Here is a 22,762-nt window from a genome sequence, read left to right on the forward strand (position 1 = left end):
GGGGCGTTAGCCTCCACCCACGATCAGGCAATCGGGAGCTTCAGATGATTACGCTTTTTGGCTTCGGTACGGGGTTCGGCTTGCCGGAAATCAGCCCGTTCGTGACCAAGACCGAGGTCCAGCTCAAGATGGCCGGGCTCGACTATCGCAAGGAGAAGGCGATGCCGCCGGCATCTCCCAAAGGGCAGTTGCCGTTCATCTCGGATGACGGCGAGACGATTGCCGATTCGACCTTCATCCGCGCCCATATCGAGGGCAAATACGGCTTCGACTTCGATGCGCCGCTGAGCCTGCAGGCGCGCGCGCAGGCCTGGGCCTTCGAACGCATGATCGAGCATCACGTCTACTGGGCGCTGGTCGGCGCACGCTGGGTCGATGATACCAATTTCGCCAAGGGACCGGCGCATTTCTTCGACGGCGCGCCCGATCACATGCGCGACAAGATGCGCGAGGATGCACAGTTCCGCGTCGCCGAGAATTATCTGCTGAGCGGACTTGGCCGCCACGCCCCCGAGGAGGATATCGATCTTGCGATGCGTTCGTTGTTCGCACTGTCGGTGCAGCTCGGCGACAAGCCTTATTTGATGGGCGAGACGCCTTGCGGCAGCGATGCTACGGCATTCGGCGCGCTTGCCGGAATCCTGACGCCGTTCTTCGAATCGCCGTTGCGCGAACGCACTGAGAAATTCGAGAATCTCACCGCCTATGTCGACCGGATGATGCTGCAATATTATCCCGAGTTCGCCTGGGCGCCGTTGCAGCAGGCGGCTTAGCCGGCGCCGGCCGGAGCGGGCTGGCCTTTCAATGCGGCGAGTTCAGCCTCCAGTTCAGCGATGCGTTCGTCACGCGAGGCCAGCGCCGCGGCGACATCAGCCGCGTCGAACTTCTGCGGAATATGTTGCGGGCAGTTGGTATCCCACGCCGCGATCTTGAACAGGATCACTTGTTCGGGCCGCGCCCGGTAGCCTTGCGGCATCAGCGCCTCCGTCAGCGCCGGATCGTCCTCCACCACGCGCGCCTCGCCCCAGAGCTTGACGCGGCGGCGATGCGCGTAGTCCATCACGAAGATATACGCCTTGGCATTCTCCGACAGATTGCCCTGCGTGATGTACTGCCGGTTGCCGCCGAAGTCGGCGAACGCGAGCGTGCGCTTGTCGAGAGCCTTGATGAAGCCCTTCGGCCCGCCGCGGTGCTGGATATAGGGCTGGCCGTCGGCCGAGGCGGTGGCAAAATAGAAGCTGTTGGCATTGGCGAGGAACGCGGCGAGGTTCTCGTCGATCTCGGTGCGAAAGCCGCCGCGCTGCTCTCGCTCGGCGTAGGCCTCGCGCGAGCCCTTGCGGGTCTGGATCGCCTTCACGGCCGGGCTGAATGCAACATCGCTGGAATAGGGGTGAACGTCTGACATCTGAGCCTCCCGTCATGGGCGCCGAAGCGGTCGTCCTTGTTGGGAAAGATGGTCGTTTCCGCGACGTAAGCAATCTTGTGAATTGACACTTCACTGTTGCGGAATATGCAATATTGGCATGGATCGTCTCGACGCCATGCAGGCCTTCGTCGCCGTGGCCGACCTCGAAGGCTTCGCGCCTGCCGCTCGCAAGCTCGGCCTGTCGCCGTCAGCGGTGACGCGGCTGATTGCGGCGCTGGAGGAACGGCTCGGTGCGCGGCTGTTGCAGCGGACCACCCGGCAGGTGACATTGACCGACGCCGGCTCGCGCTACCTGGAGCGGGTGCGGCGGATTCTCGCCGACGTCGAGGAGGCCGAGGATGCGGTGGAGGGCGAGCGCACGCGCCCGGAGGGCCGGTTGGTGATCTCGGCCCCTGTCGGCTTCGGGCGGCTGCATGTCAGCCCGATCGTGACCGCCTACCTCAAGCGCTATCCCGACGTCGGCGTCGACCTGCGTCTGACCGATCGTGTCGTCAACCTCGTCGAGGATGGCGTCGATGCCGCGGTCAGGATCGGCCATCTGCCCGACTCGACGCTGGTGGCGCGGCATGTCGGCGAGATGCGACGCATCGTGGTGGCCTCGCCGGGCTATCTTAGGGCACGCGGCGAGCCGAAGCGGCCCGCTGACATCGCGGCGCATGACATGATCCAGTTCGGCGCCATGACCGCGGCGCCCGACTGGCGCTTCGTGGAGAACGGTCGCGAGATCAGGATCGCGAGCTCGCCGCGCTTTGCCAGCAACAGCTCCGATGCCGCGATCCAATATGCTGAACAGGACGGCGGCCTGACGCGGGTGCTGGCCTATCAGGCGGCCGCGTCGCTGAAGGCCGGGCGGCTCAAAATCGTGCTTGCGGAGTTCGAGCAGCCGGCGCTGCCGATCCACATCGTCTATCCGACCTCCCGGCTATTGTCGGCCAAAGTGCGTACCTTCGTCGATCTCGTCACCGAGATCGATGACTGGCATTTCGGCTAGGAGTGTCATTCCGGAGCGATGCGCGGCGTCGAACTATGGTCTCGAGGTTCCCCCGATGCGCAATTGCGCGTCTGAGGTTCGTTCGTTTCACGCGCGCCCTGGAACGACATTCTCCTTCTTCGGTACCACGCGGAAGGTGCCGTTGGCACGTGCGATCGCCACGTCGTCGGCCTTGATCAGGCTTTGCGCGAAGCAGATCGTGCTGCCGGTCTTGATCACCTCGCTCTCGACCGCGAGCCATTGCCCGATATTGGCGGTGCCGACGAAATCGACCGCCAGCGAGATCGTGACAAACGTGGTGATCCAGCCTGTCGCCTGCCCGCAGCTATAGCCCATCGCGTTGTCGGCAAGCGCGGCGATCAGTCCGCCATGGATCAGTCCGCGCGCATTGGTGTGCGGCTTGGCCAGCCGCAGGCCGATGATGACGGCTCTTTCGGTCCTCTTGGCGTAAAGCGGCTCCCAGGGATCGGTGAGCGGGCTCTTGCGGAAATGCGGCTCGAAGCCGGCAGGGATGTCGAGGATCGGCGTATCGGTGCTCATCTGAGGCTCGCGCATTGGCATTTCGTTTGCGCCATTGAACGCGATGTCGATGACAGTTTCACCGCCTACAAAGTTTTAAACGGGATTCGCGGGCGTGTTTGAAAAGCGCGCGCCAATCTTGATCTTGTTGGGACGGCATAGCCCATCACCGTCACCCTGAGGAGCGCGCACTTGCGCGCGTCTCGAAGGGTCGACGGCCCGGCTGGTGGCCGTGCATCCTTCGAGGCTCGCTCCGCTCGCACCTCAGGATGACGGGTCGGGAGCTGTAGGGTGGGCAAAGGCGCGTCAGCGCCGTGCCCACCATTCCTGGCGTGCTCTCGAAGGTGGGCACGGCGCAAGCGCGCCTTTGCCCACTCTACGGCTGCGGCTCCTGCGCTTTGCCCACTCTACGGATCCCGCTAGAACGGCAAGCCCACATAGTTCTCCGACAGCGACGTCGATGCCGCCTTCGAGCTCACGAGATAATCCAACTCGGCGATCTGGATCCGCGCGGCGAATTCGCCGTCGTCGGGGAACTTGTGCAGCATCGAGGTCATCCACCAGGAGAAGCGCACCGCCTTCCAGACCCGCGCCAGCGCTCGCGCAGAGTAACCGTCGATGCCGGCCGAGGACTTCTCGTCGTAATATTCGCGCAACGCCTGCGACAGGTAATGCACGTCGCTGGCGGCGAGGTTCAGGCCCTTGGCCCCGGTCGGCGGCACGATATGCGAGGCGTCGCCGGCCAGGAACATCCGGCCGAATCGCATCGGCTCGGCGACGAAACTGCGCAATGGCGCGATGCTCTTCTCGATCGAGGGGCCGGTGACCAGCTCGTCGGCGGCCTTCTGGTCGACGCGGCGTTTCAGCTCGTCCCAGAACCGCTCGTCCGACCACTGATCGACATGATCATCGAGGGGACATTGTACGTAATAGCGGCTCCGATGAGTTGAACGCATGGTGCAGAGCGCGAAGCCGCGCTCGTGGTTGTTATAGATCAGCTCCGGCGACACCGGCGGCGTTTCCGAGAGGATGCCGAGCCAACCGAATGGATACACCCGCTCATAGCTCGTGATCGCCGACGCCGGCACACTGGCGCGGCTGACTCCGTGGAAACCGTCGCAACCGGCGATGAAGTCGCAAGCAATTTCATAGCTGACTCCATCCTTCACATAGGTGACGCGCGGTTGCTCGGTGTCGAAATCATGCGGCTTGACGTCGCTGGCCGAATAGATGGAGGTCAGCCCGGCGGCCTTGCGGGCGTTCATCAGGTCGAGCGTGACCTCGGTCTGGCCGTAGATCGTTACGGTCTTGCTGGTCAGGCCATGCATGTCGATGCGGTGCCGTGCACCGCCGAACGCCAATTCGACGCCGTGATGGACCAGACCCTCGCGATGCAGGCGGTCGGCGGCCCCGACCTTCTCGAGCAGGGACACCGTGCCTTCTTCGAGCAGGCCGGCGCGAATACGCCCGAGCACATATTCCGGGGTCTGGCGCTCAAGGATCACGTTATCTACGCCAAAAGTATGAAGTAGTTGCCCAAGCAACAGTCCGGCCGGACCTGCGCCTATGATTGCTACTTTTGTCCGCAATACCCGCTCCTCCCGATAAGGTAGGCTTGATCATCGCCCGTGCGTCGCGGGCTGCCGTCGCCGGCTTGCCATGGTGATTATATCATATAACAGTCTTCGCAAAGCGCGTTTGATCAGCGTAGGGACTTCGCCGCAATGCAAGAGACCGATTCGGCCGGATGACCTCCGGTGCGGCGCGGTGTCCGCCCGGCGCATTTCGTCTTGAACAAACGCGCGAATTATATAACATGTTAAGTAATGAGACCGGGCGCGAAGCCCGCCGTCATGGAGAGGGAGGATATTCGATGAGGAAGGCGTTGTTGGCGCTGCTCGTGGCTGCGGGCGTCACGCCGGCTGTTGCCCCTGCCTTGGCGCAGGACAAGACCGTCAATCTCAAAGTATCGCTGTGGGTGCCGCCGGCGCATCCGCTGGTCCCGGCGACGCAGGCCTGGGCCGCCGACATCGACAAAGCCTCGGGCGGCACCATCAAGGTGACCGTGTTCCCGTCCGAGCAGCTCGGCAAGGCGTTCGATCACTATGACATGGCGCGCGACGGCATCGCCGATGTTACCTACGTCAATCCCGGCTATCAGCCCGGCCGCTTCCCGATCGCGGCCGCAGGCCAGCTTCCGTTCGTGTTTGCCGACGGCAAGAAGGGCACGCTGGCGCTGAACGAGTGGTACCACAAATACGCGCCGACCGAGATGAAGGACACCAAGCTCTGCTTCGCCTTCATCCACGATCCGGGCGCGTTGCACGGCAAGAAGAAGATCCTGCTGCCGAGCGACCTCAACGGTGTGAAGGTGCGCCCGGCACAGAGCACGATCGGCGAGATGGTCAAGATGTTCGGCGGCACCAATGTGCAAGCGTCCGCGCCGGAATCGCGCGACGCCATCGAACGCGGCGTGGCCGACGAGATCACCTTCCCCTGGGGCTCGATCTTCCTGTTCGGTATCGACAAGGTGGTGAAGTACCACATGGACGTGCCGCTCTACACGACCGTGTTCACCTACAACATCAACCTTGCCAAATATAACGCGATGTCGGCTGCCCAGAAGAAGGTGATCGACGATCACTGCACTCCGGAATGGGCGTCCAAGGTCACCGATCCCTGGACCGAGTTCGAGGCCAACGGCCGCACCAAGATGAAGGCGCTATCCGGGCACGAGGTCTATCAATTGACCCCGGATCAGCTCGCCGAGTGGAAGAAGGCGGTCAAGCCGCTGCACGACAGTTGGGCCGAGGCGGTGAAGAAGGCCGGCGGCGATCCTGAAAAGATCGCCGGCGATCTGCAGGCGACGCTGAAGAAGTACGACGCCGGATTGTAATTTCGTCATTCCGGGGCGCGTGTCAGCGCGACCCCGGAATCTCGTGCCACGATCTCCAGATTCCGGGTTCGCTCGCGCTGCGAGCGCCCCGGAATGACACCCCGGCTGACAGCGATAGTCCGACATCATGGCTGCCAATCCCGAAGTGACTCAAGACGGCGTCATCACCGGTCCGCCCGAGCCGGCCCGCAAGAATTTCATGGACCGCTTCATCGATTCGATCGAATGGGTCGCTGCGTTCTTCGTTGGCGTCGTCGCGCTTAACACCTTCACCGCGGTGTTCATGCGCAAATTCTTCTCGGTGACGATCCCCGACTACTACAATTTCGGGCAGTTCCTGCTCGGCATCCTGATCTTCTGGGGCATCGCGGCGACCAGCTATCGCGGCACCCACATCACCGTGGACCTGGTGTGGGCCAATGCCTCGCCGCGCTACCAGCGCTGGATCGACATCTTCGCGACGCTGGTGCTGCTGTTCGTCGTCACGGTCCAGACCTACACATTGGTCGACAAGGTGATCGACACCAGGAACAGCCACATCGTCACCATGGATCTCGGCGTGCCGGTCTGGCCGTTCTTTCTGGTGTCGTGGATCGGCGACGTCTCCGCGGTGCTGTTGATTGCGATCCGCACCTACCGGCTGATCTTCCATCCGGAAGACATCCACGATGCCAAGATCAAGACCGCGGAGTAGCCGGCGATGAGCAGCGAGACCGTAGCCGTCATCGGCTTTGTCAGCCTGTTCGTGCTGATGCTGCTGCGCGTGCCCGTCGGCATGGCGATGGGCCTCGTCGGCATCACCGGCTTTGGCTACCTCACCGGCTTCGAGCCGGCGCTGAAGCTGGTCGGCCAGACCACGATGCGCACGGTGACCGATTATTCGTTCGGCGTGATTCCGATGTTCCTGCTGATGGGTGCCTTCGTGTCCGTTTCCGGCATCAGCCGCGAGCTGTTCCGCGCCGCCAACACCTTCGTCGGTCACTGGAAGGGCGGGCTCGGCATTGCCACCATCGCCGCCTGCGGCGGCTTTGCCGCGATCTCCGGCTCGTCGGTCGCGACCGCCGCGACATTCTCCGCGGTGGCCTATCCCGAGATGCGCCGCTTCGGCTATCCGCAATCGTTCTCGACCGGTGTGATCGCGGTCGGCGGCACGCTGGGGGCGATGCTGCCGCCGTCCACCGTGCTTGCGGTCTACGGCATCATCACGCAGCAGGATATCGGCAAGCTGTTCATCGCCGGCGTTGTCCCGGGCCTGCTCGCGATCGTCATGCACATGATCACGATCGGCATCATCGGCGTGACCCGGCCAGGATTCCTGCCGGCGGGGCCGAAGGCCAAATGGCCGGAGCGCATCCTGGCGCTGCGCGATGTCTGGGCGCCGTCGCTGCTGTTTCTGTTCGTGATCGGCGGCCTCTATGGCGGCTTCTTCGTCCCGACCGAAGCCGGCGCCGTCGGTGCGGTCGGCGCCTTCATCATCGGCGTCCTCCGCGGCAGGCTCTCGAAGGACGGCATCCTGCAATCGCTGTTGCAGGCGACCCGCACCGCGGCCGCCGTGTTCACCGTGCTGATCGGCGCGCTCTGCTTCGGCTATTTCCTCACCATCACCCAGACGCCGCAGAACGTCACCGCCTTCCTCACCGGGCTCGGCATTGGCCCTTATGGCGTGCTGGCGCTGATCCTGCTGATGTACATCGTGCTGGGCTGCCTGATGGATGCGATGGCGATGGTGATCCTCACCGTGCCGATCGTATTCCCGGTCGTCACCTCGCTCGGCTTCGACCCGATCTGGTTCGGCATCATCATCGTGATGACGGTCGAGCTCGGCCTGATCCATCCGCCGGTCGGCATGAACGTGTTCGTGATCAAGAGCGTGATCAAGGACGTCAACATGTCGACCATCTTTGCCGGTGTGCTGCCGTTCGTGATCACCGATCTGATCCGGCTGGTGATCCTGATCCTGTTCCCGCTGCTCGCGACCTGGTTGCCGCAGCGCATGATTGGCTAGACCGATGCCGCCAGATCTCCAGACCAAATTTGTCTTCACCATCACCGCGCGGATCGCCGACGTGACCTCCGCCGGCGACATCGGGACCGGCGTCCGCCGCATCATCCCGATCATCGGCGGCGAGGTGAGGGGCGAGCAGGTCAACGGCAGGGTGCTGAGCTTCGGCGCCGACTTCCAGATCATCCGGCCCAACGAGCTGATCGAACTCGAGGCGAAATATGCCTTCGAGACCGACGACGGCGCCGTGGTCTATGTCGAGAACAAGGGCATCCGGTTCGGGCCGGTTGATCTGCTGCAGAAGCTGAAGCGCGGCGAGCCGGTTGATCCGAAGCTGATCTACTTCCGCACCGTGCCGAAGTTCGAGACCGGCGCCGAGAAATATCGCTGGCTGATGGAGCATATCTTTGTCGCTTCCGCCGCGCGCCACGCCGACCGCGTCGTGATCGACGTGCATCAGGTACTCTGAGCCGCTGTCGCACACTTGCGCGTTTCACCCGCCGGAATCCGCCAACGTTCGGTGTCGTCCCTGCGACAGCAGGGACCCGTACTCCGCGGCCTGTGTCGTGAACGGGACTCGTCGTTCCGTCATTGTTCAACAATAATCATTTGTGGTTATGGGTCCCTGCTTTCGCACTAGGGCATCTACATGTCTTCCGGAGTCTTCTCAACGACTTAGCTTAGCAACGCAGAGAAACGCCGCACTTTTGCTAAGCTCTGCTCGCGAAATGGCGTCATCGAGTGGCAAGCAAGTCCTTGATCGAGAGTCACTTTTCGGTCCGGAAAAGATGTGTAGATGCCCTAGTGCTTTCGCAGGGACGACGGGTGGAGAGAGTCATGCGTATCAACTCCATCACCGTCACCCTGAGGAGGCCGCACAGCGGCCGTCTCGAAGGGTCGGCGGCCAACATCCGGGCCGTGCATACTTCGAGGCCCGCCTGCGCGTGTACCTCAGGATGCGATGGTCGTGAGCAGCTATATTGACTCCTGCGCTAATCGTTATAAAACATAACTATTCTGAACAGGAAGCAATAACGCCATGGGAAACGCCTCCGCCGCTGACGACGCGGCGCTGCTCAAGATCGAACAGTCCGGCGCGGTGCTGACCGTGGGCCTCAACCGTCCCGCTAAGCGCAACGCGCTGAACGACGGCATCATCCTTGCGCTGCAGGACTGCTTTTCCGCCATTCCCGATACGATCGGTGCCGTCGTCATCCACGGCATCGGCGATCACTTCTCGTCGGGGCTCGATCTGTCCGAACTGACCGAACGCGACGCGACCGAGGGCCTGGTCCATTCCCAGATGTGGCATCGCGTGTTCGACCGCATCCAGTATTGCCGCGTGCCCGTGATTGCCGCGCTGAAGGGCGCGGTGATCGGCGGCGGCCTCGAGCTTGCCTGTGCTGCGCATATCCGCGTCGCCGAGCCTTCTGCCTATTTCGCGCTGCCGGAGGGCCAGCGCGGCATCTTCGTTGGCGGCGGCGGATCGGTGCGGCTGCCGCGGCTGATCGGCGTGCCCCGGATGGCCGACATGATGTTGACCGGCCGGGTCTATTCCGCGACCGAAGGCGCCTCCTACGGTTTCTCGCAATATCTCACCGAGGCCGGCGGCTCGCTGGCAAAGGCGCTGGAGCTTGCCGAACGGGTGGCGGCGAACGCGCCGCTGACCAATTTCGCCGTGCTGCAAGCATTGCCGATGATCGCGGAGGCCAATCCGCAGACCGGGCTTTTGATGGAATCCCTGATGGCAACCGTCGCGCAGAGCGACAAGGAAGCCAAGCGGCGCATCCGCGAATTCCTTGACCGCAAGACCGCCAAGGTGAAGCCGACATGAGCGCCAAGCCTGATACGTCTGCGACCGCCGCCAGCGCGCATCCGTTGCGCCCGATCTCGTTCGGCAATCCCGAGGTCACCGTCGAGCGTCGCGCCGACGGCACGATCTATCTTCGCCCGAGGGTGAAGCTTGCCGACTATCCCGTTCGCATCACCGACCGCCTGCATCACTGGGCCAGGGTCGAGCCGAACCGCGTGTTCATGGCCGAGCGCAGGGCCGACGGCGGCTGGCGCCAGATCACCTACGCGCAATTGCTTGAGACCACCAGGCGTCTTGCGTCGGCCTTGATGGCGCGCGGGTTGTCCGCCGAGCGGCCGATCGTGATCCTGTCGGGCAATTCCATTGATCATGCGCTGATCGCGTTCGGCGCGCTCTATGCCGGGATTCCGTTTTGTCCGGTTTCCCCTGCCTATTCGCTGGTGTCCCGCGATTACGGCAAGCTCAATTTCCTGATCAAGCTGCTGACGCCGGGCCTCGTCTTCGTTGACGACGCCGACAAGTTCGCCGATGCGCTGATCGCCAATGTGCCCACGGGTATCGAGATCGTGGCCAGCCGCGGCGCGGTGCCCGGCCGTGACATTGTCAGGCTCGCCGATCTCCTCGCGACGCCCGAAGATCCGCGCCTTGACGCGGTCCATGAGGCAATCGGCCCGGACACGATCGCAAAATTCCTGCTCACGTCGGGGTCGACCGGCAACCCCAAGGCCGTCATCAATACCCAGCGCATGATCTGCGCCAACCAGGTGATGTTGCGCGAGACGCTGGCGTTCCTGAAGGACGAGCCGCCGGTGATCGTCGACTGGCTGCCGTGGAATCACACCTTCGGCGGCAACCACAATATCGGGCTGACGCTCTACAACGGCGGCTCGATGTATCTCGACGAGGGCAAGCCGATGCCGGGCGGCATCGAGGAGACCGTGCGAAACCTGCGCGAGATCTCGCCGACGGTCTACTTCAATGTTCCTAAGGGCTACGAATCGCTGCTGCCCTATTTGCGCGACGATGCGGGCTTGCGGGCGAAATTCTTCGACCGGCTGCATGCGATGTTCTTCTCGGGCGCGGCGCTGTCGCCGTTCGTCTGGAACAGCCTCGACGAGCTTGCGGTGCGGGAGAAGGGCTATCGGGTGCCGATGCTGACAGGCCTCGGCGCCACCGAAACCTCGCCGTTCTTCATGTCGGTGCGCCCCGACACCAGCCGCTCCGGCCACGTCGGGCTTCCGGTGTCGGGCAATGATGCCAAGCTGGTGCCGAACAACGGCAAGCTGGAGGTCCGCGCCAAGGGGCCGAACGTGACGCCGGGCTACTGGCGCCAGCCGGAGTTGACCGCCAAGGCGTTCGACGAGGAAGGCTTCTACAAGTTCGGTGACGCGCTGAAGCCCGCCAGTTCCGGCGATTTTGCTGCCGGCTTCGACTTCGACGGCCGTATCGCCGAGGACTTCAAGCTGGCGAGCGGCACCTGGGTCAGCGTCGGCCCATTGCGGGCGCGCTTCGTCGGCACCTGCGCGCCGCTGGTGCGCGACGTCGTGATCGCGGGTCTCAACCGCGACGAGATCTCGGCCATCGTCATCCTCGATCTCGATGGTTGCCGCCTGATCAATCCTAATCTTGCGGCCAACGACATCGCCGCGGCGGCCGCCGATCCCCTGGTGCGCGCAGCCTTCCGCGAGCGCTTCGCCCGATTCCTCGCTACCGCCACTGGCTCATCGAACCGAATTACCCGCGCGGTCCTGCTCGACACGCCGCTGTCGATCGATCGCGGCGAAGTCACCGACAAAGGTTCGATCAACCAGCGCGCGGTGCTGGAGCATCGCAACTTGCTGATCGAAACACTCTATGCGCCGGTGCCGCCGGCATCCGTGATCACGCTCACCTGATTTCCAAGAGGAGAACCGCCATGCAGTTGAAGGACCAGGCCGCCATTGTCACCGGCGGCGCATCGGGATTGGGAGCCGCGACCGCGCGGCGGCTGGCCGTGCAAGGCGCCAAGGTCGCGGTCTGCGACCTCAATGCCAAGCTCGCCGAGAGCGTGGCGGCCGAGATCGGCGGCATTCCATTGGTCTGCGATGTCGCCGATGCGGCCGCCGCCGAAGCCGCGGTCGCGCAGGCTGCCAAGGCGCATGGCCCGGCGCGCGTACTGGTGAACTGCGCCGGCATCGGGGTGGCAAAGCGCGTGATCGGGCGCGAGGGGCCGATGGCGCTTGGCGATTTCGACAAGGTGATCAAGATCAACCTGATCGGCTCCTTCAACATGCTGCGGCTTGCGACTGCTGACATGTCCAAGCTGGAGCCGCTTGCGACCGGCGAGCGGGGCGTCGTGATCTGCACCGCTTCGGTTGCCGCCTATGACGGTCAGATCGGGCAGGCGGCGTATTCGGCCTCGAAGGGCGGTATCGTCGCGATGACGCTGCCGATCGCGCGCGAGCTCGCGCAGTTCGGCATTCGCGTGCTGACGATCGCACCGGGCCTGTTCCTCACGCCGCTGCTCGCCGGCCTGCCGCAGGAAGCGCAGGATTCGCTGTCCGCCGCGATCCCGTTCCCGCGCCGGCTGGGACAAGCCGACGAGTTCGCCTCGCTGGCGCTGCACATGATCGACAATCCCTATCTGAACGGCGAAGTGGTGCGGCTCGATGCCGCGCTCCGGATGGCGCCACGCTAAAGCATGATCGGGACCGACAAGATCGTAGTGTGATCGAGGACAGAACCATGTTCGTTCATCGACGCGACGTGCAGATCCAATGGGGCGACTGCGACCCCGCGAATATTGTCTATTACCCGCGCTACTTCGCGATGTTCGACGATTCGACCTCGATGATGTTCGAAGCCGCCGGTTTCTCGAAGCAGGACATCATCCACAAATACGGGCTGGTCGGCATTCCCATGGTCGACACGCGGGCTAAATTCCACATCCCGTCGACCCATGGCGACTGGATCACCATCGAGAGCCGGATCGAGAGCATCAAGCGCTCGAGCTTCGAGGTGGTGCACCGCGTGTTCAAGGGCGAGGCGCTTGCGATCGAGGCATTCGAGACCCGGGTGCTGGTCGGCCGTCACCCGGATGATCCCGGCAAACTGAAATCGGCGCCGTTTCCGCAGGAGATCGTTGACCGCTTCATGAAGGGCTGATCCGCAGCCCTCCATGACCTAAAGAAGGGGCTGAATTTGCCCGCAAAATTGGTTTAAACCCAAAGACTATCCGCAGGGAGGAATAGATGAGGAAGGCCACTTTCGCCGCCGCGGCGCTCGCGGCGGCCGTTGCGCTGCCGGGTTCGCCGGTGCTGGCGCAGACCAACGAAATCACCATCGGTATCTCGATCTCGACCACGGGCCCCGCCGCAGCGCTTGGCATCCCCGAGCGCAACGCGCTCGATTTCGTGCCGAAGGAGATCGGCGGGGTGCCGCTGAAGCTGATCGTGCTCGATGACGGCGGCGACCCGACTGCTGCAACCACCAATGCGCGGCGCTTCGTCACCGAGTCCAAGGCCGACATCATCATGGGCTCCTGCACCACGCCGCCGTCGATCGCGGTGTCGACGGTCGCCAACGAAGCCGGCATTCCGCATCTTGGCCTGGCGCCGTTCCCGATCAACGAGGCGCGCGCCAAGTGGTCGGTCGATCTGCCGCAGTCGATTCCGATCATGGGCAAGGTGCTCTACGAGCACATGAAGGCGCACAACATCAAGACCGTCGGCTATATCGGCTATTCCGATTCCTACGGCGACCTCTGGGTCAACGACTTCAAAAACCAGGCGGTGCCGATGGGCCTGACGATGACCGACGAGGAGCGCTTCGCGCGTCCCGACACGTCGGTCGCGGGCCAGGTGCTGAAGCTCGTCGCCGCCAATCCCGATGCGATCCTGATCGGCGCCTCCGGCACCGCCGCGGCGCTGCCGCAGACCGCGCTGCGCGAGCGCGGCTACAAGGGCTTGATCTACCAGACCCACGGCGCCGCCAGCATGGACTTCATCCGTATCGCGGGTGCGGCTGCCGAGGGCGTGATCATGTCGGCAGGTCCGGTGATGTCGCCGGAGACGCAGCCCGACAGCGCGCTGACCAAGAAGCCGGGCCTCGCGCTCAACACCGCCTATGAGGCGAAATACGGCCCGAACAGCCGCAGCCAGTTCGCCGGCCATTCCTACGACGCCTTCGAGGTGCTGAAGCGCGTCGTTCCGGTGGCGCTGAAGACGGCCAAGCCCGGCACGCCGGAATTCCGCGATGCGATTCGCAAGGCGTTCATCTCGGAAAAGGAAATCGTCGCCACGCAAGGCGTCTATAACTGGACCGAAAAGGATCGCTACGGCCTCGACGACCGCTCGCGCATCCTGCTGACGGTGAAGGACGGGAAATACGTCCCGGCGATGTGAGCTGGTTGCCGACTTGTGAAACGAAGAAGCCGGCCGCGTCGAGGCCGGCTTTTTTGCTGCGATGATTTGCGCCTAAATTGCGGTCTCGCCTTCGTGCTGGAAGCCGAGATAGCTCGCCGCGACGCCCTTGTTGGCCGCGATCTCCTCGGCCGAGCCGCTGAGCACGAACTCGCCGAGCTCCATCACATAGGCACGGTCGGCGATCTGCAGCGCCGCCTGCGCGTTCTGCTCGACCAGCAGCACCGAGACGCCGGCGGCGCGAAGCTCGCCGACGATGCGGAAGATATCGGCGACGATAATCGGGGCCAGCCCGAGGCTCGGCTCGTCCAGCATCAAGAGCTTCGGCGTGCCCATCAGCGCGCGGCCCATCGCCAGCATCTGCTGCTCGCCGCCGGACAGCGTGCCGGCGAGCTGCCTGCGTCGCTCCTTCAGGCGCGGAAACAGCGTGTAGACCCGCTCGAGCGAGGTTGCCGCGGTCGCCTTCGGGATGCGGAAGGCACCGAGCTCGAGATTGTCCTCGACATTCATGGTGCCGAACAATTCGCGATGCTCCGGCACGAGGCTCAGGCCGGTGGCGACGCGGTCCTCGATGTCGAGCGGGGCCAGGTCGGTGCCGGCGAATGTCGTGCGTCCTTTTAGCGGCAGGATTCCCATCACGGCGTTGAGCAGCGTGGTCTTGCCGGCGCCGTTGGCACCGATGATGGTGACGATCTCGTTCTCGCCAACATCGAGCGACACGCCGCGCACGGCCTCGACCTTGCCGTAGGAGATGTGGACGTCGGCAACCGATAGCAGCGCGCTCATGCGGCGGCTCCGAGATAGGCCTTGATCACGGCGGGATTGGTCTTGATCGCGGCCGGCGTGCCTTCGGCGATCTTGGTGCCGAAATCGAGCACCACGATACGGTCGGCGAGATCCATCACAAAGCCCATGTCGTGCTCCACCAGCAGCACCGACATGCCGCCGTCGCGCAATTGCCGCAGCAGGGTGGCGAGCCGCTGCTTCTCCATGTGACGCAGGCCCGCAGCCGGCTCGTCGAGCAGCAGCAGCATCGGATCGACGCACAGAGCGCGCGCGATCTCGACGATGCGCTGTTGTCCAAGCGAGAGTGAGCCCGCAAGCTGGTCGATCTGGTCGGACAGGCCGACCCGTTCGATCTGGCGGGCGGCCTCGGCCAGCAGCTTCGCCTCATCGGTGCGGTCGAGCCGCAGCATGCTGGAAATCGCGCCGGAATTGCCGCGCAGATGCGCGCCGATCGCGACGTTCTCGAGCACGGTCATGTCGGGCACCAGCTTGACGTGCTGGAAGGTTCTGGACACGCCGAGCTTGACGATCTCCTGCGGCGGCGCGTTCTCGACCTTGCGGCCGAGCACCGAGATCGCGCCGCTGGTCGCGGTCAAGACGCCGGTGATCAGGTTGAAGGTCGTGCTCTTGCCGGCGCCGTTGGGGCCGATCAAGGCGACGATCTCGCGGGCATTCACGTCAAAGGAGACGTCGTTGACGGCGATGACGCCGCCAAACTGCTTGCGGGCCTTCTCGATACGCAACAGCACTGACGACGACCCGGGCGCCCGTTCGCGGTGCTCCAGCTTCAGCGAGGTGTCGGGCGCCTTGCGAGCCGGCTTGAACGGCAGCAATGATATCAGCCACGGCCAGACGCCTGAGGGCGCGAGTTGGAGCAGCAACACCAACATGATACCGAACACGATGGTCTCGAGCTGGCTCTGGCCGCCGAAGATGTAGGGCAGGTAGCTCTGCAGCACTTCCTTGAGCACCACGACGATGCCGGCGCCAAGCACGGCGCCCCAGACATAGCCGGCGCCGCCGACGACCGCGATGAACAGATATTCGATGCCGGCCTGCGCGCCGAACGGCGTCGGGTTGGCGGCGCGCTGGAAATGCGCGTAGAGCCAGCCGGACAGGCCGGCCAGCACCGCGGCATAGATGAACACCAGGAGCTTGGCGCGCGGTGTCTGCACGCCGAATGCTTCGGCGGCGATATGTCCGCGCCGTAGCGCGCGGATGGCGCGTCCGGTGCGGGAATCCAGCAGGTTCATGGTCAGGAGCGCGGACAGCAGCACCGCAACCCAGATCGCGTAATAGATCGCATCCGGGCTCAGCATCTTGAACGAGCCGATCGAGAGCGGCGGAATGCCGGAGATGCCGTCGTTGCGGCCGAGGAATTCCAGCTTGCTGAACAGGTAGAACAGGCCGATTCCCCAGGCGATGGTGCCGAGCGGCAGGTAGTGGCCGGAGAGTCGCACCGTGACGATCCCGAGCAGCACGGCCGCAATGCCGCTGACCAGCAGCGAGGCCGGCAGTGTCAGCCATGGCGACATGCCGTAGGCGGTGGTGAGCACCGCGGTGGTATAGGCGCCGAAGCCGCAGAACGCGGCCTGGCCGAACGAGGTGAGGCCGCCGACGCCGGTGAGCAGCACCAGCCCCATCGCGACCAGCGCGGCGAGGCCGATATTATCGAGCAGCACGATCCAGAACGGCGGGATGCCCGGGATGAGCGGGATCGCCGCCATCACGAGCGCGAAGATGATGAGGGGAAGCCGCTGCGTCATCGCGCTTAATCCTTCTCTTCTTCGACCTCTGGCGCTGCGAGCGAGCGCAGCACCAGTACGGGAAGGATCAAGAAGAACACGATGACTTCCTTGAAATTGCTGGCGTAGAACGACGAGAAGGCCTCGACGATGCCGACCAGGATCGCAGCCACCGCGGTCAAGGGATAGCTGACGAGGCCGCCGATGATGGCGGCGATGAAGCCCTTCAGGCCGATCAGAAAGCCGGTGTCGTAATAGAGCGTGGTGATCGGCACGATCAGGATGCCGGAGATCGCGCCGATCACGGAGGCGAGCAGGAATGCGATCTGGCCGGATAGCGTGGTGCGGATACCGACGAGGCGGGCGCCGAGGCGGTTGACGGCAGTGGCGCGCAGCGCCTTGCCGGTCTTGGTGAAGCCGAAGAACAGCCACAGCGCGACGATGGCGGCCACCGTCAGGCCATACACCGCGAGGCTCTGGCCGGTGAAGCGCAGCGGCCCCGCGGTCACCGCGGCATTCGACAGCGCCGGCCCGCGCAGGCCCTCGGCGCCGAAGAACACCAGGCCAAGACCCTGCAGCGCGAGGTGGCAGCCGACCGAGGCGATCAAGAGTACCAGCACCGAGGTGTGGGCGATCGGCTGAAACGCGATGCGATAGAGGAACAGTCCGATCGCCGCCACGATCAGCAGCGCCAGGGCGATGTTGATCGCGACCGGCGTGTTGGGTCCGACCAGCGCATAGGTAAGGCCAAGCAGCGCGACGGGAAAGGCGACGTTGAGCGCGGCGGAGCGCATGACGAGCCGCGCATGCAGCGACTTGCGCGCGAAGAACAGGTCGAGCGCGAAGGCAACGAGGCCCATCACGACGGCGAGCTGCACCGTGCCCGGCACCTGCCCGGTTGCCAGCATCGCGTAACTCAGCGCGCCATAGGTGACGAATTCGCCCTGCGGGATCAGGATCACCCGCGTGACCGCAAACACCAGCACCAGGGCGAGCCCGAGCAGTGCGTAGATCGCGCCGTTGGTGATGCCGTCCTGCAGCAGGAACAGCATGATCGTTGTGTTCAAGGCCGAGCGCTCCCCCTTAAGCGTCGGGCCGCCGCAACCGTTGATGCCGGTCAGGTCGGCCGATATCGGCTGTTGATGGCGGCCGATATTTGATATAGTGGATAACAATTATCGAATATAATCTCAAGATCCCCGAACGTCGCGCGGGATCCTTGTAGCGGGATTGCGAGCCTGGAGCGATGACTGTTTCCAAGACCGCCTCCGATGCCGTCAGACTGCCGCGCTCCCTGCGCAGGGAACCGGTCGACCCTGTCGGGGACGACAGCATGCTGCAACTGGGCGAACTGTCCGGGCTGCTCGGCTATTCGCTGAAACGCGCGCAGCTCAAGGTGTTCGAGGACTTCCTGCGCTGCGTCGCGCCGCTGCAACTGACGCCCGCGCAGTTCTCCGTGCTGCTCCTGCTCGACAAGAATCCCGGCCGCAACCAGACCGAGATCGCCAATACACTCGGCATTCTCAGGCCGAACTTTGTCGCGATGCTCGATGCGCTGGAGAGCCGCGACCTCTGCGCCCGGATGCGCTCCACCAACGACCGCCGCTCGCACATCCTGGTGCTGACCGACAAGGGCCGCGCGGTGCTGGCGCGCGCCAAGAAGCTGGTCGCCAACAAGCACGAGGCGCGGCTGATCGAGGTGCTCGGCCCGGCCAACCACGCCGCGCTGCTGGAAATGCTGGCCAAGCTCGCGCAGGAGTTTTGAACGGGCGCGACGGTCCCTCAGCCGTCATTGCGAGCCAACGGGTCGCGCGAATGCGCGCCCGATGACAGGCTCCGCGAAGCAATCCACGGGACCCGCATGTGTGGATGTATGGATTGCTTCGTCGCTTCAGCGCAAAATTGCTTTGCAATTTTGTCGCGAGCTCCTCGCAATGACGGTGAGAGAGCCGCCGATCAGTCGACCAAAATCACACGCACATCGTTGACGTTGGTCAGCGTCGGGCCGGTCAGCAGCAGATCGCCGGTCTGGGCAAAGAAGCCGGTGGCATCGTTGTTGTCGAGATACGCTCTGGGATCGAGGCCCATCGTCTTCATCTTCGCGAATGTCGCCTGGTCGATCATGGCGCCGGCCGGATCGGTGGCGCTGCCGGCGCCGCCATCGGCGCCATCGGTATCGGCAGCCAGCGCCGATACGTTGGGTGTGTCCTTCAGCAGGTCGGCAAGCGCCAGCGCGTATTCCTGGTTGGGACCACCATGGCCGTTGCCGCGCACGGTCACCGTGAGTTCGCCGCCGGACAGGATCGCAACGCGGCTGCCTTCGCTGCGGGCCTTAAGCGCGAGGCGCGCATGTTCGGCGGCAACCTCGCGGGCCTCGCCCTCGAGATCGGCGCCGAGCGCAATCGTCGCGTAGCCGGCGTCCTGCGCGACCTTCACCGCGGCATCGATCGAGGCTTTCGGCTTCGCCAGCAGCTCGAAGGTTGCGTGGGCGAAAGCGGGGTCCTCCGGCTTGCAGCTTTCATTGCCGGCATCGTCGAGCGCGCGGCGCACGGCATCGTCGACCGAGAGATTGTATTTGGCGACCAGAGCGCGGGCGTCCGCCAGCGTGGTCGGATCAGGAACCGTTGGTCCCGACGCGATCGCGGAGGGATCGTCATGCGGAACGTCGGAGATCGCGAGCGTGACGATCTCGGCGGCGTGCTGGCCGGCGCGAGCCAGCCGCCCGCCTTTGATGCGCGACAAATGCTTGCGGACGGTGTTCATCTCGCCGATCGGGGCACCCGAGCGCAACAGCGCCCGGTTGACCTGCTGTTTCTGCGCAAAGCTCACACCCTCGACCGGCGCGATCCAGTTCGCCGAACCACCGCCGGTCAGGAGCACCAGCAGCAGATCGTCAGGCGTCGCCTCGGCGGCGAGCCGCAGCGTATCGTCGGCCGCCCTCAGGCCGGCTTCATCGGGCACCGGATGGCCGGCCTCGACCACCTTGATGCGCCGCGTCGGCACGCCATGACCATGGCGGGTGGTCGCGATGCCGACCAGCCGCGCCGGGTCGAGGCCGAGCGCATCGAGGTAGTGGCGCTCGGCCGCCGCGGCCATCGCGCCGGCGCCCTTGCCGGCGGCGAGGACGATCACACGTCCCTTCGGTGCCGGCCGCAGCCGCGGCGCCAGCACGACGTCGGGATGCGCAGCGGCGACCGCCGCATCAAAGATCGAACGCAGGAAGGGACGTCGGTCGGTCATGGTTATGCTTTCGCGAGAGCCGAGGCGTGAGTGAGGTCGGGCCGAATTGCACGCTGCATTCCCTCTCCCGCTTGCGGGGGAGGGTTAGGGCGGGGGTGTTGCCACGAGCCGTATTGCGTAGAAAGCCCCCACCCGGATCGCATCCTTGATGCGATCCGACCTCCACCGCAAGCGGGAGAGGTGGGGGGGATTGCGACGCTTGGATCGAAACAAGAGCCATCTCGTCTCAATTGCCGGCGATCTCGCCGCTGATGACGTCACCGAACAACTGCCAGCGTTCGCCCTTGAACTGCATGAGCTGGAGTTGCTCGATCGGCTGGAAGTCGCTGGGTCCGGTGGTCAGCGTCACGCCCGGCAGCAGGCCTCCTTGCGCGAACTGCTTCAGGCTCGCTGCCTGCGCCATCACGTTGGCGCGGGTGAGGTCGTCGCCGCAGCGGCGCAGCACCTCAACCATGGTGGTCGCCATGTTGTAGCCGGTCATCGCCGAGGAATCGACACGGTTGGTGTCGGGCATGTATTTGGCGAGCAGTTCGTCGAAGGCCTTCATGCCGGCATCGTCCTTCCACTGCGGATCGCTGGCATCCTTGGCGTAGGCCGCCGAGATCACGCCCTGGGCGTTATCGAGCCCGGCCGGCCGCATCACCGTCGCGGTCGAGGCCGAGACGTTGGAGACGATGGTGACCGGCTTCCAGTTCATCTCGCCGAGCTTCTTGATCGCTTGCGCGCCGAACTTCGGCGTGGTGAAGAAGATGACGACGTCAGGATTGTAGGATTTGAGCCGCACCACGTGGGAGTCGATGGTGGGTTCGGCAACCTCGTAGCTCTCTTCGGCGACGATGCGCGAAGCGTCGCTGGCGAAACCGTCCTTCAGGCCCCTGAGATAGTCCTTGCCCATGTCGTCGTTCTGGTAGAGCACCGCGACCTTGGCGGCCGGCTTTTCCTTGAGCAGGTATTTCGCGTAGATCAGCGACTCGCTCTGGTAGCTGGGCAGCCAGCCCATGGTCCACGGGAAGGTTTTCGGGGCGTTCCACTTGGTCGCGCCGGTCGCGACGAATAGCTGCGGCACCTTCTTGGCATTGAGATATTTCTGGATCGCGGTGTTGGAGGCGGTGCCGAGCGTGCCGAACAGCAGCAGCACCTCGTCGCTCTCGACGAGCTTGCGGGCCTGCTCGACTGCCTTCGGCGGCGAATAGGCGTCGTCATAGGAGATGAAGTTGATCTTGCGTCCGTTGATGCCGCCGTCGTCGTTCACCTTCTTGAACACAGCAGCCATCGCCTTGCCGACCACGCCATAGGCCGAAGCCGGGCCGCTATAGGGCACGATGTTGCCGATCTTGATCTCGGTGTCGCTCGCACCCGTGTCGTATTTCTTCTGCGCCAGCGCGGCGCTCCCGGTCGCGGCGGCGACGGCAAGGCCGAGTAGGGCGGTTGCGACAAGGTGTCGGATCGGCATCGGCATGTCCTGAAAGCTCCTTATTTGCTGCCGCCTTGCTGAAGCGGCTGGTTTCTTGTTGGTCTGCCGCCGGTTACCTAGCGCATTGCCAGGCCAAGTGTAAGCGGGCAACGTCCCTGGCCGGCTTTTTCCGGGTGGGCGGACGGGGCTTATAGCTAACGAAAAGCCCCCCGCGACGGTATCGCGGGAGGCTGCATCATTCGACTCGGGCAGGAGGTCAGCCGCCGACGTCGGCGCTGATGACGTCGCCGAACAGTTCCCATTTCTCGCCCTTGAACTTCATGAGCTGAAGCTGGCTGATCGGGGCGAAATCGGTCGGGCCGGTGTTGATCTTGACGCCGGGCAGCAGCACCTCGGTGCGGAAGTCCTTGAGGCTCGCGGCCTGCTTCATGACGTTCTCGCGGGTGAGGTTGTCGCCGCACTGCTTGAGCACTTGCACCAGCGTCTGCGCCACGCCGTAGCCGACCACGGTGCCACCGTCGAGCTTGTCGCCTTCAGGGAAATCCTTGGCCATGAAGGCGTAGAACTCCTTCATGCCGGGGTCATTGTCCCACTGCTTATCGGACGCATCTTTCACATATGCCGCCGAGATGATGTTCTGGGCGTTCTCGAAGCCGGCCGGCTTGAGCACGCTGCCGACCGAGGCTGACACGTTGTTGAGGAAGTGGGTCGGCTTCCAGCCGACCTCGGCGACCTTCTTGATCGCCTGTGCCGCGAATTTCGGCGTCGCGATGTCGATGAAGACGTCTGCGTTGCTGGCCTTCAGCTTGACGATGTGGCTGTCGATGGTCGGCTCGGAGGTCTCGAAGCTCTCCTCGGCAATGATCATGCTCGCGGCCTTCTGGCCGAGCCCGTCCTTCAGACCCTTCAAATAATCCTTGCCGTAGTCGTCATTCTGATAGAGCACGGCGATCTTGGCGTTCGGCAGATTCTTCAGGATGTATTTTGCGTAGATCTGGGTCTCGCTCTGGTAGTTGGGCTGCCAGCCCATGGTCCAGGGGAAGTCCTTCGGATCGTTCCACTTGGTCGCGCCGGTCGCGACGAACAGTTGCGGCACCTTCTTGGAGTTCATGTATTTCTGGATCGCCGAGTTCGACGGCGTGCCGAGCGAGTTGAAGATCAGCAGCACCTCGTCGCTCTCGACCAGCTTGCGGGCCTGCTCCACGGCTTTTGGCGGCGAATAGGCGTCGTCGTAGGAGATGAAGTTGATCTTGCGGCCGTTGATGCCGCCGGCGTCGTTGATCTTCTTAAAGTAGGCGGCCTCGGTGCGGCCGATGATGCCGTAGGCGGACGCGGGGCCGCTGTAGGGCATGATGTTGCCGATCTTGATCTCGGTGTCGCTGGCCCCGGTGTCGTATTTCTTCTGGGCAAGCGCCGCACCACCTGATGTGGCGACAAGCGCAAACGCGGCCGCAAGGACCGCAAAACCTCTGGTAGCGGACATTAAGTCTCTCTCCCTGTGATCAGACTGATGTGTCGCGGCCTCCTGTT

General features: G+C 64.0%; 21 protein-coding genes. 12 read left to right on the plus strand and 9 right to left on the minus strand.

Going from position 1 to position 22,762, the window contains the following annotated elements; translation table 11 throughout:
- Nucleotides 1–44: 44 nt before the first annotated feature.
- Nucleotides 45–773: a glutathione S-transferase family protein gene (locus tag P6U30_RS04375; RefSeq protein ID WP_407168313.1), complete on the plus strand. Its 729-nt coding sequence runs from the start codon at nucleotides 45–47 to the stop codon at nucleotides 771–773.
- On the opposite strand, the gene P6U30_RS04380 is transcribed toward P6U30_RS04375, so the two are convergent.
- Nucleotides 770–1,405 (minus strand): pyridoxamine 5'-phosphate oxidase family protein, encoded by a 636-nt coding sequence (locus P6U30_RS04380; protein ID WP_407168314.1) that lies wholly within the window; start codon nucleotides 1,403–1,405, stop codon nucleotides 770–772. The genes P6U30_RS04375 and P6U30_RS04380 overlap by 4 nt on opposite strands.
- A 118-nt stretch (nucleotides 1,406–1,523) precedes the next feature.
- Here P6U30_RS04380 and P6U30_RS04385 point away from each other — a divergent pair, with 118 nt between their 5' ends.
- A complete protein-coding gene (locus P6U30_RS04385; protein WP_407168315.1) occupies nucleotides 1,524–2,417 on the plus strand; it encodes a LysR family transcriptional regulator in 894 nt (297 codons plus the stop codon).
- An 87-nt stretch (nucleotides 2,418–2,504) separates the two neighbouring features.
- Here the strand turns inward: P6U30_RS04385 and P6U30_RS04390 are convergent, their stop codons facing one another.
- Complete coding sequence (locus tag P6U30_RS04390) at nucleotides 2,505–2,957, minus strand: PaaI family thioesterase (protein ID WP_407168316.1); 453 nt, start codon at nucleotides 2,955–2,957, stop codon at nucleotides 2,505–2,507.
- Nucleotides 2,958–3,355: 398 nt separating this feature from the next.
- Nucleotides 3,356–4,525: a 4-hydroxybenzoate 3-monooxygenase gene (gene pobA / locus P6U30_RS04395; RefSeq protein WP_407168317.1), complete on the minus strand. Its 1,170-nt coding sequence runs from the start codon at nucleotides 4,523–4,525 to the stop codon at nucleotides 3,356–3,358.
- 284 nt (nucleotides 4,526–4,809) lie between these two features.
- On the opposite strand from pobA, the gene P6U30_RS04400 reads away from it, so the two are divergent.
- The 9 genes from P6U30_RS04400 to P6U30_RS04440 all read left to right on the plus strand — a co-directional run bounded on the left by P6U30_RS04400 (nucleotide 4,810) and on the right by P6U30_RS04440 (nucleotide 14,029).
- Nucleotides 4,810–5,832 carry a TRAP transporter substrate-binding protein gene (locus P6U30_RS04400; RefSeq protein WP_407168318.1) on the plus strand — a complete coding sequence of 341 codons (1,023 nt, stop codon included), beginning with the start codon at nucleotides 4,810–4,812 and terminating at the stop codon, nucleotides 5,830–5,832.
- A gap of 127 nt (nucleotides 5,833–5,959) precedes the next feature.
- On the plus strand, nucleotides 5,960–6,526 hold the full coding sequence (locus P6U30_RS04405; RefSeq protein WP_280974078.1) for a TRAP transporter small permease: 567 nt from the start codon (nucleotides 5,960–5,962) through the stop codon (nucleotides 6,524–6,526).
- 6 nt (nucleotides 6,527–6,532) lie between these two features.
- On the plus strand, nucleotides 6,533–7,837 hold the full coding sequence (locus P6U30_RS04410) for a TRAP transporter large permease (protein ID WP_407168319.1): 1,305 nt from the start codon (nucleotides 6,533–6,535) through the stop codon (nucleotides 7,835–7,837).
- 4 nt (nucleotides 7,838–7,841) lie between these two features.
- Complete coding sequence (locus P6U30_RS04415) at nucleotides 7,842–8,303, plus strand: DUF3237 domain-containing protein (protein ID WP_407168320.1); 462 nt, start codon at nucleotides 7,842–7,844, stop codon at nucleotides 8,301–8,303.
- Between the two features lie 570 nt (nucleotides 8,304–8,873).
- A complete protein-coding gene (locus P6U30_RS04420) occupies nucleotides 8,874–9,668 on the plus strand; it encodes a crotonase/enoyl-CoA hydratase family protein (protein ID WP_407168321.1) in 795 nt (264 codons plus the stop codon).
- Nucleotides 9,665–11,542 (plus strand): feruloyl-CoA synthase, encoded by a 1,878-nt coding sequence (locus tag P6U30_RS04425; protein ID WP_407168322.1) that lies wholly within the window; start codon nucleotides 9,665–9,667, stop codon nucleotides 11,540–11,542. Before P6U30_RS04420 ends, P6U30_RS04425 begins: the two co-directional genes overlap by 4 nt.
- A 20-nt stretch (nucleotides 11,543–11,562) precedes the next feature.
- Nucleotides 11,563–12,324, plus strand: a complete 762-nt coding sequence (locus P6U30_RS04430) for an SDR family NAD(P)-dependent oxidoreductase (RefSeq protein WP_407168323.1) — start codon at nucleotides 11,563–11,565, stop codon at nucleotides 12,322–12,324.
- A gap of 47 nt (nucleotides 12,325–12,371) precedes the next feature.
- Nucleotides 12,372–12,791 (plus strand): acyl-CoA thioesterase, encoded by a 420-nt coding sequence (locus P6U30_RS04435; RefSeq protein WP_407168324.1) that lies wholly within the window; start codon nucleotides 12,372–12,374, stop codon nucleotides 12,789–12,791.
- A gap of 86 nt (nucleotides 12,792–12,877) precedes the next feature.
- Entirely contained in the window at nucleotides 12,878–14,029 is a 1,152-nt protein-coding gene (locus P6U30_RS04440; protein ID WP_407168325.1) for an ABC transporter substrate-binding protein, read from the plus strand.
- Nucleotides 14,030–14,101: 72 nt separating this feature from the next.
- On the opposite strand, the gene P6U30_RS04445 is transcribed toward P6U30_RS04440, so the two are convergent.
- Genes P6U30_RS04445 through P6U30_RS04455 form a run of 3 tightly spaced genes read right to left on the minus strand, consistent with a single transcriptional unit; the run spans nucleotide 14,102 to nucleotide 17,645 of the window.
- Nucleotides 14,102–14,833, minus strand: coding sequence for an ABC transporter ATP-binding protein (locus tag P6U30_RS04445; RefSeq protein ID WP_407168326.1), 732 nt, complete (start codon nucleotides 14,831–14,833; stop codon nucleotides 14,102–14,104).
- Nucleotides 14,830–16,599: an ABC transporter permease subunit gene (locus P6U30_RS04450; RefSeq protein WP_407168327.1), complete on the minus strand. Its 1,770-nt coding sequence runs from the start codon at nucleotides 16,597–16,599 to the stop codon at nucleotides 14,830–14,832. The genes P6U30_RS04445 and P6U30_RS04450 overlap by 4 nt, the downstream gene beginning before the upstream one ends.
- 5 nt (nucleotides 16,600–16,604) lie before the next feature.
- A complete protein-coding gene (locus tag P6U30_RS04455; RefSeq protein WP_407168328.1) occupies nucleotides 16,605–17,645 on the minus strand; it encodes a branched-chain amino acid ABC transporter permease in 1,041 nt (346 codons plus the stop codon).
- Between the two features lie 179 nt (nucleotides 17,646–17,824).
- Here P6U30_RS04455 and P6U30_RS04460 point away from each other — a divergent pair, with 179 nt between their 5' ends.
- Nucleotides 17,825–18,343: a MarR family winged helix-turn-helix transcriptional regulator gene (locus P6U30_RS04460; protein WP_407168329.1), complete on the plus strand. Its 519-nt coding sequence runs from the start codon at nucleotides 17,825–17,827 to the stop codon at nucleotides 18,341–18,343.
- Nucleotides 18,344–18,534: 191 nt separating this feature from the next.
- Here P6U30_RS04460 and P6U30_RS04465 read toward each other — a convergent pair whose 3' ends face one another.
- The 3 genes from P6U30_RS04465 to P6U30_RS04475 all read right to left on the minus strand — a co-directional run bounded on the left by P6U30_RS04465 (nucleotide 18,535) and on the right by P6U30_RS04475 (nucleotide 22,715).
- Nucleotides 18,535–19,818: a glycerate kinase gene (locus tag P6U30_RS04465; protein ID WP_407168330.1), complete on the minus strand. Its 1,284-nt coding sequence runs from the start codon at nucleotides 19,816–19,818 to the stop codon at nucleotides 18,535–18,537.
- A 226-nt stretch (nucleotides 19,819–20,044) separates the two neighbouring features.
- Nucleotides 20,045–21,277 (minus strand): ABC transporter substrate-binding protein, encoded by a 1,233-nt coding sequence (locus P6U30_RS04470; RefSeq protein ID WP_407168331.1) that lies wholly within the window; start codon nucleotides 21,275–21,277, stop codon nucleotides 20,045–20,047.
- Nucleotides 21,278–21,488: 211 nt separating this feature from the next.
- Nucleotides 21,489–22,715, minus strand: a complete 1,227-nt coding sequence (locus P6U30_RS04475) for an ABC transporter substrate-binding protein (protein WP_407168332.1) — start codon at nucleotides 22,713–22,715, stop codon at nucleotides 21,489–21,491.
- Nucleotides 22,716–22,762 lie beyond the last annotated feature (47 nt).

Source organism: Bradyrhizobium sp. ORS 111, assembly GCF_045571485.1.
Lineage (GTDB): Bacteria > Pseudomonadota > Alphaproteobacteria > Rhizobiales > Xanthobacteraceae > Bradyrhizobium.

Excerpts from the sequence above, each read along its gene's own strand:
- P6U30_RS04385 (WP_407168315.1), top strand. The coding sequence starts at position 1,524 with ATGGATCGTCTCGACGCCATGCAGGCCTTCGTCGCCGTGGCCGACCTC.
- P6U30_RS04475 (WP_407168332.1), bottom strand. The coding sequence starts at position 22,715 with ATGTCCGCTACCAGAGGTTTTGCGGTCCTTGCGGCCGCGTTTGCGCTT.
- P6U30_RS04430 (WP_407168323.1), top strand. The coding sequence starts at position 11,563 with ATGCAGTTGAAGGACCAGGCCGCCATTGTCACCGGCGGCGCATCGGGA.
- P6U30_RS04465 (WP_407168330.1), bottom strand. The coding sequence starts at position 19,818 with ATGACCGACCGACGTCCCTTCCTGCGTTCGATCTTTGATGCGGCGGTC.
- P6U30_RS04425 (WP_407168322.1), top strand. The coding sequence starts at position 9,665 with ATGAGCGCCAAGCCTGATACGTCTGCGACCGCCGCCAGCGCGCATCCG.
- P6U30_RS04415 (WP_407168320.1), top strand. The coding sequence starts at position 7,842 with ATGCCGCCAGATCTCCAGACCAAATTTGTCTTCACCATCACCGCGCGG.
- P6U30_RS04460 (WP_407168329.1), top strand. The coding sequence starts at position 17,825 with ATGACTGTTTCCAAGACCGCCTCCGATGCCGTCAGACTGCCGCGCTCC.
- P6U30_RS04470 (WP_407168331.1), bottom strand. The coding sequence starts at position 21,277 with ATGCCGATGCCGATCCGACACCTTGTCGCAACCGCCCTACTCGGCCTT.
- P6U30_RS04375 (WP_407168313.1), top strand. The coding sequence starts at position 45 with ATGATTACGCTTTTTGGCTTCGGTACGGGGTTCGGCTTGCCGGAAATC.
- P6U30_RS04410 (WP_407168319.1), top strand. The coding sequence starts at position 6,533 with ATGAGCAGCGAGACCGTAGCCGTCATCGGCTTTGTCAGCCTGTTCGTG.
- P6U30_RS04390 (WP_407168316.1), bottom strand. The coding sequence starts at position 2,957 with ATGAGCACCGATACGCCGATCCTCGACATCCCTGCCGGCTTCGAGCCG.
- P6U30_RS04445 (WP_407168326.1), bottom strand. The coding sequence starts at position 14,833 with ATGAGCGCGCTGCTATCGGTTGCCGACGTCCACATCTCCTACGGCAAG.
- P6U30_RS04380 (WP_407168314.1), bottom strand. The coding sequence starts at position 1,405 with ATGTCAGACGTTCACCCCTATTCCAGCGATGTTGCATTCAGCCCGGCC.
- P6U30_RS04435 (WP_407168324.1), top strand. The coding sequence starts at position 12,372 with ATGTTCGTTCATCGACGCGACGTGCAGATCCAATGGGGCGACTGCGAC.
- P6U30_RS04450 (WP_407168327.1), bottom strand. The coding sequence starts at position 16,599 with ATGACGCAGCGGCTTCCCCTCATCATCTTCGCGCTCGTGATGGCGGCG.
- P6U30_RS04440 (WP_407168325.1), top strand. The coding sequence starts at position 12,878 with ATGAGGAAGGCCACTTTCGCCGCCGCGGCGCTCGCGGCGGCCGTTGCG.
- P6U30_RS04400 (WP_407168318.1), top strand. The coding sequence starts at position 4,810 with ATGAGGAAGGCGTTGTTGGCGCTGCTCGTGGCTGCGGGCGTCACGCCG.
- P6U30_RS04420 (WP_407168321.1), top strand. The coding sequence starts at position 8,874 with ATGGGAAACGCCTCCGCCGCTGACGACGCGGCGCTGCTCAAGATCGAA.
- P6U30_RS04405 (WP_280974078.1), top strand. The coding sequence starts at position 5,960 with ATGGCTGCCAATCCCGAAGTGACTCAAGACGGCGTCATCACCGGTCCG.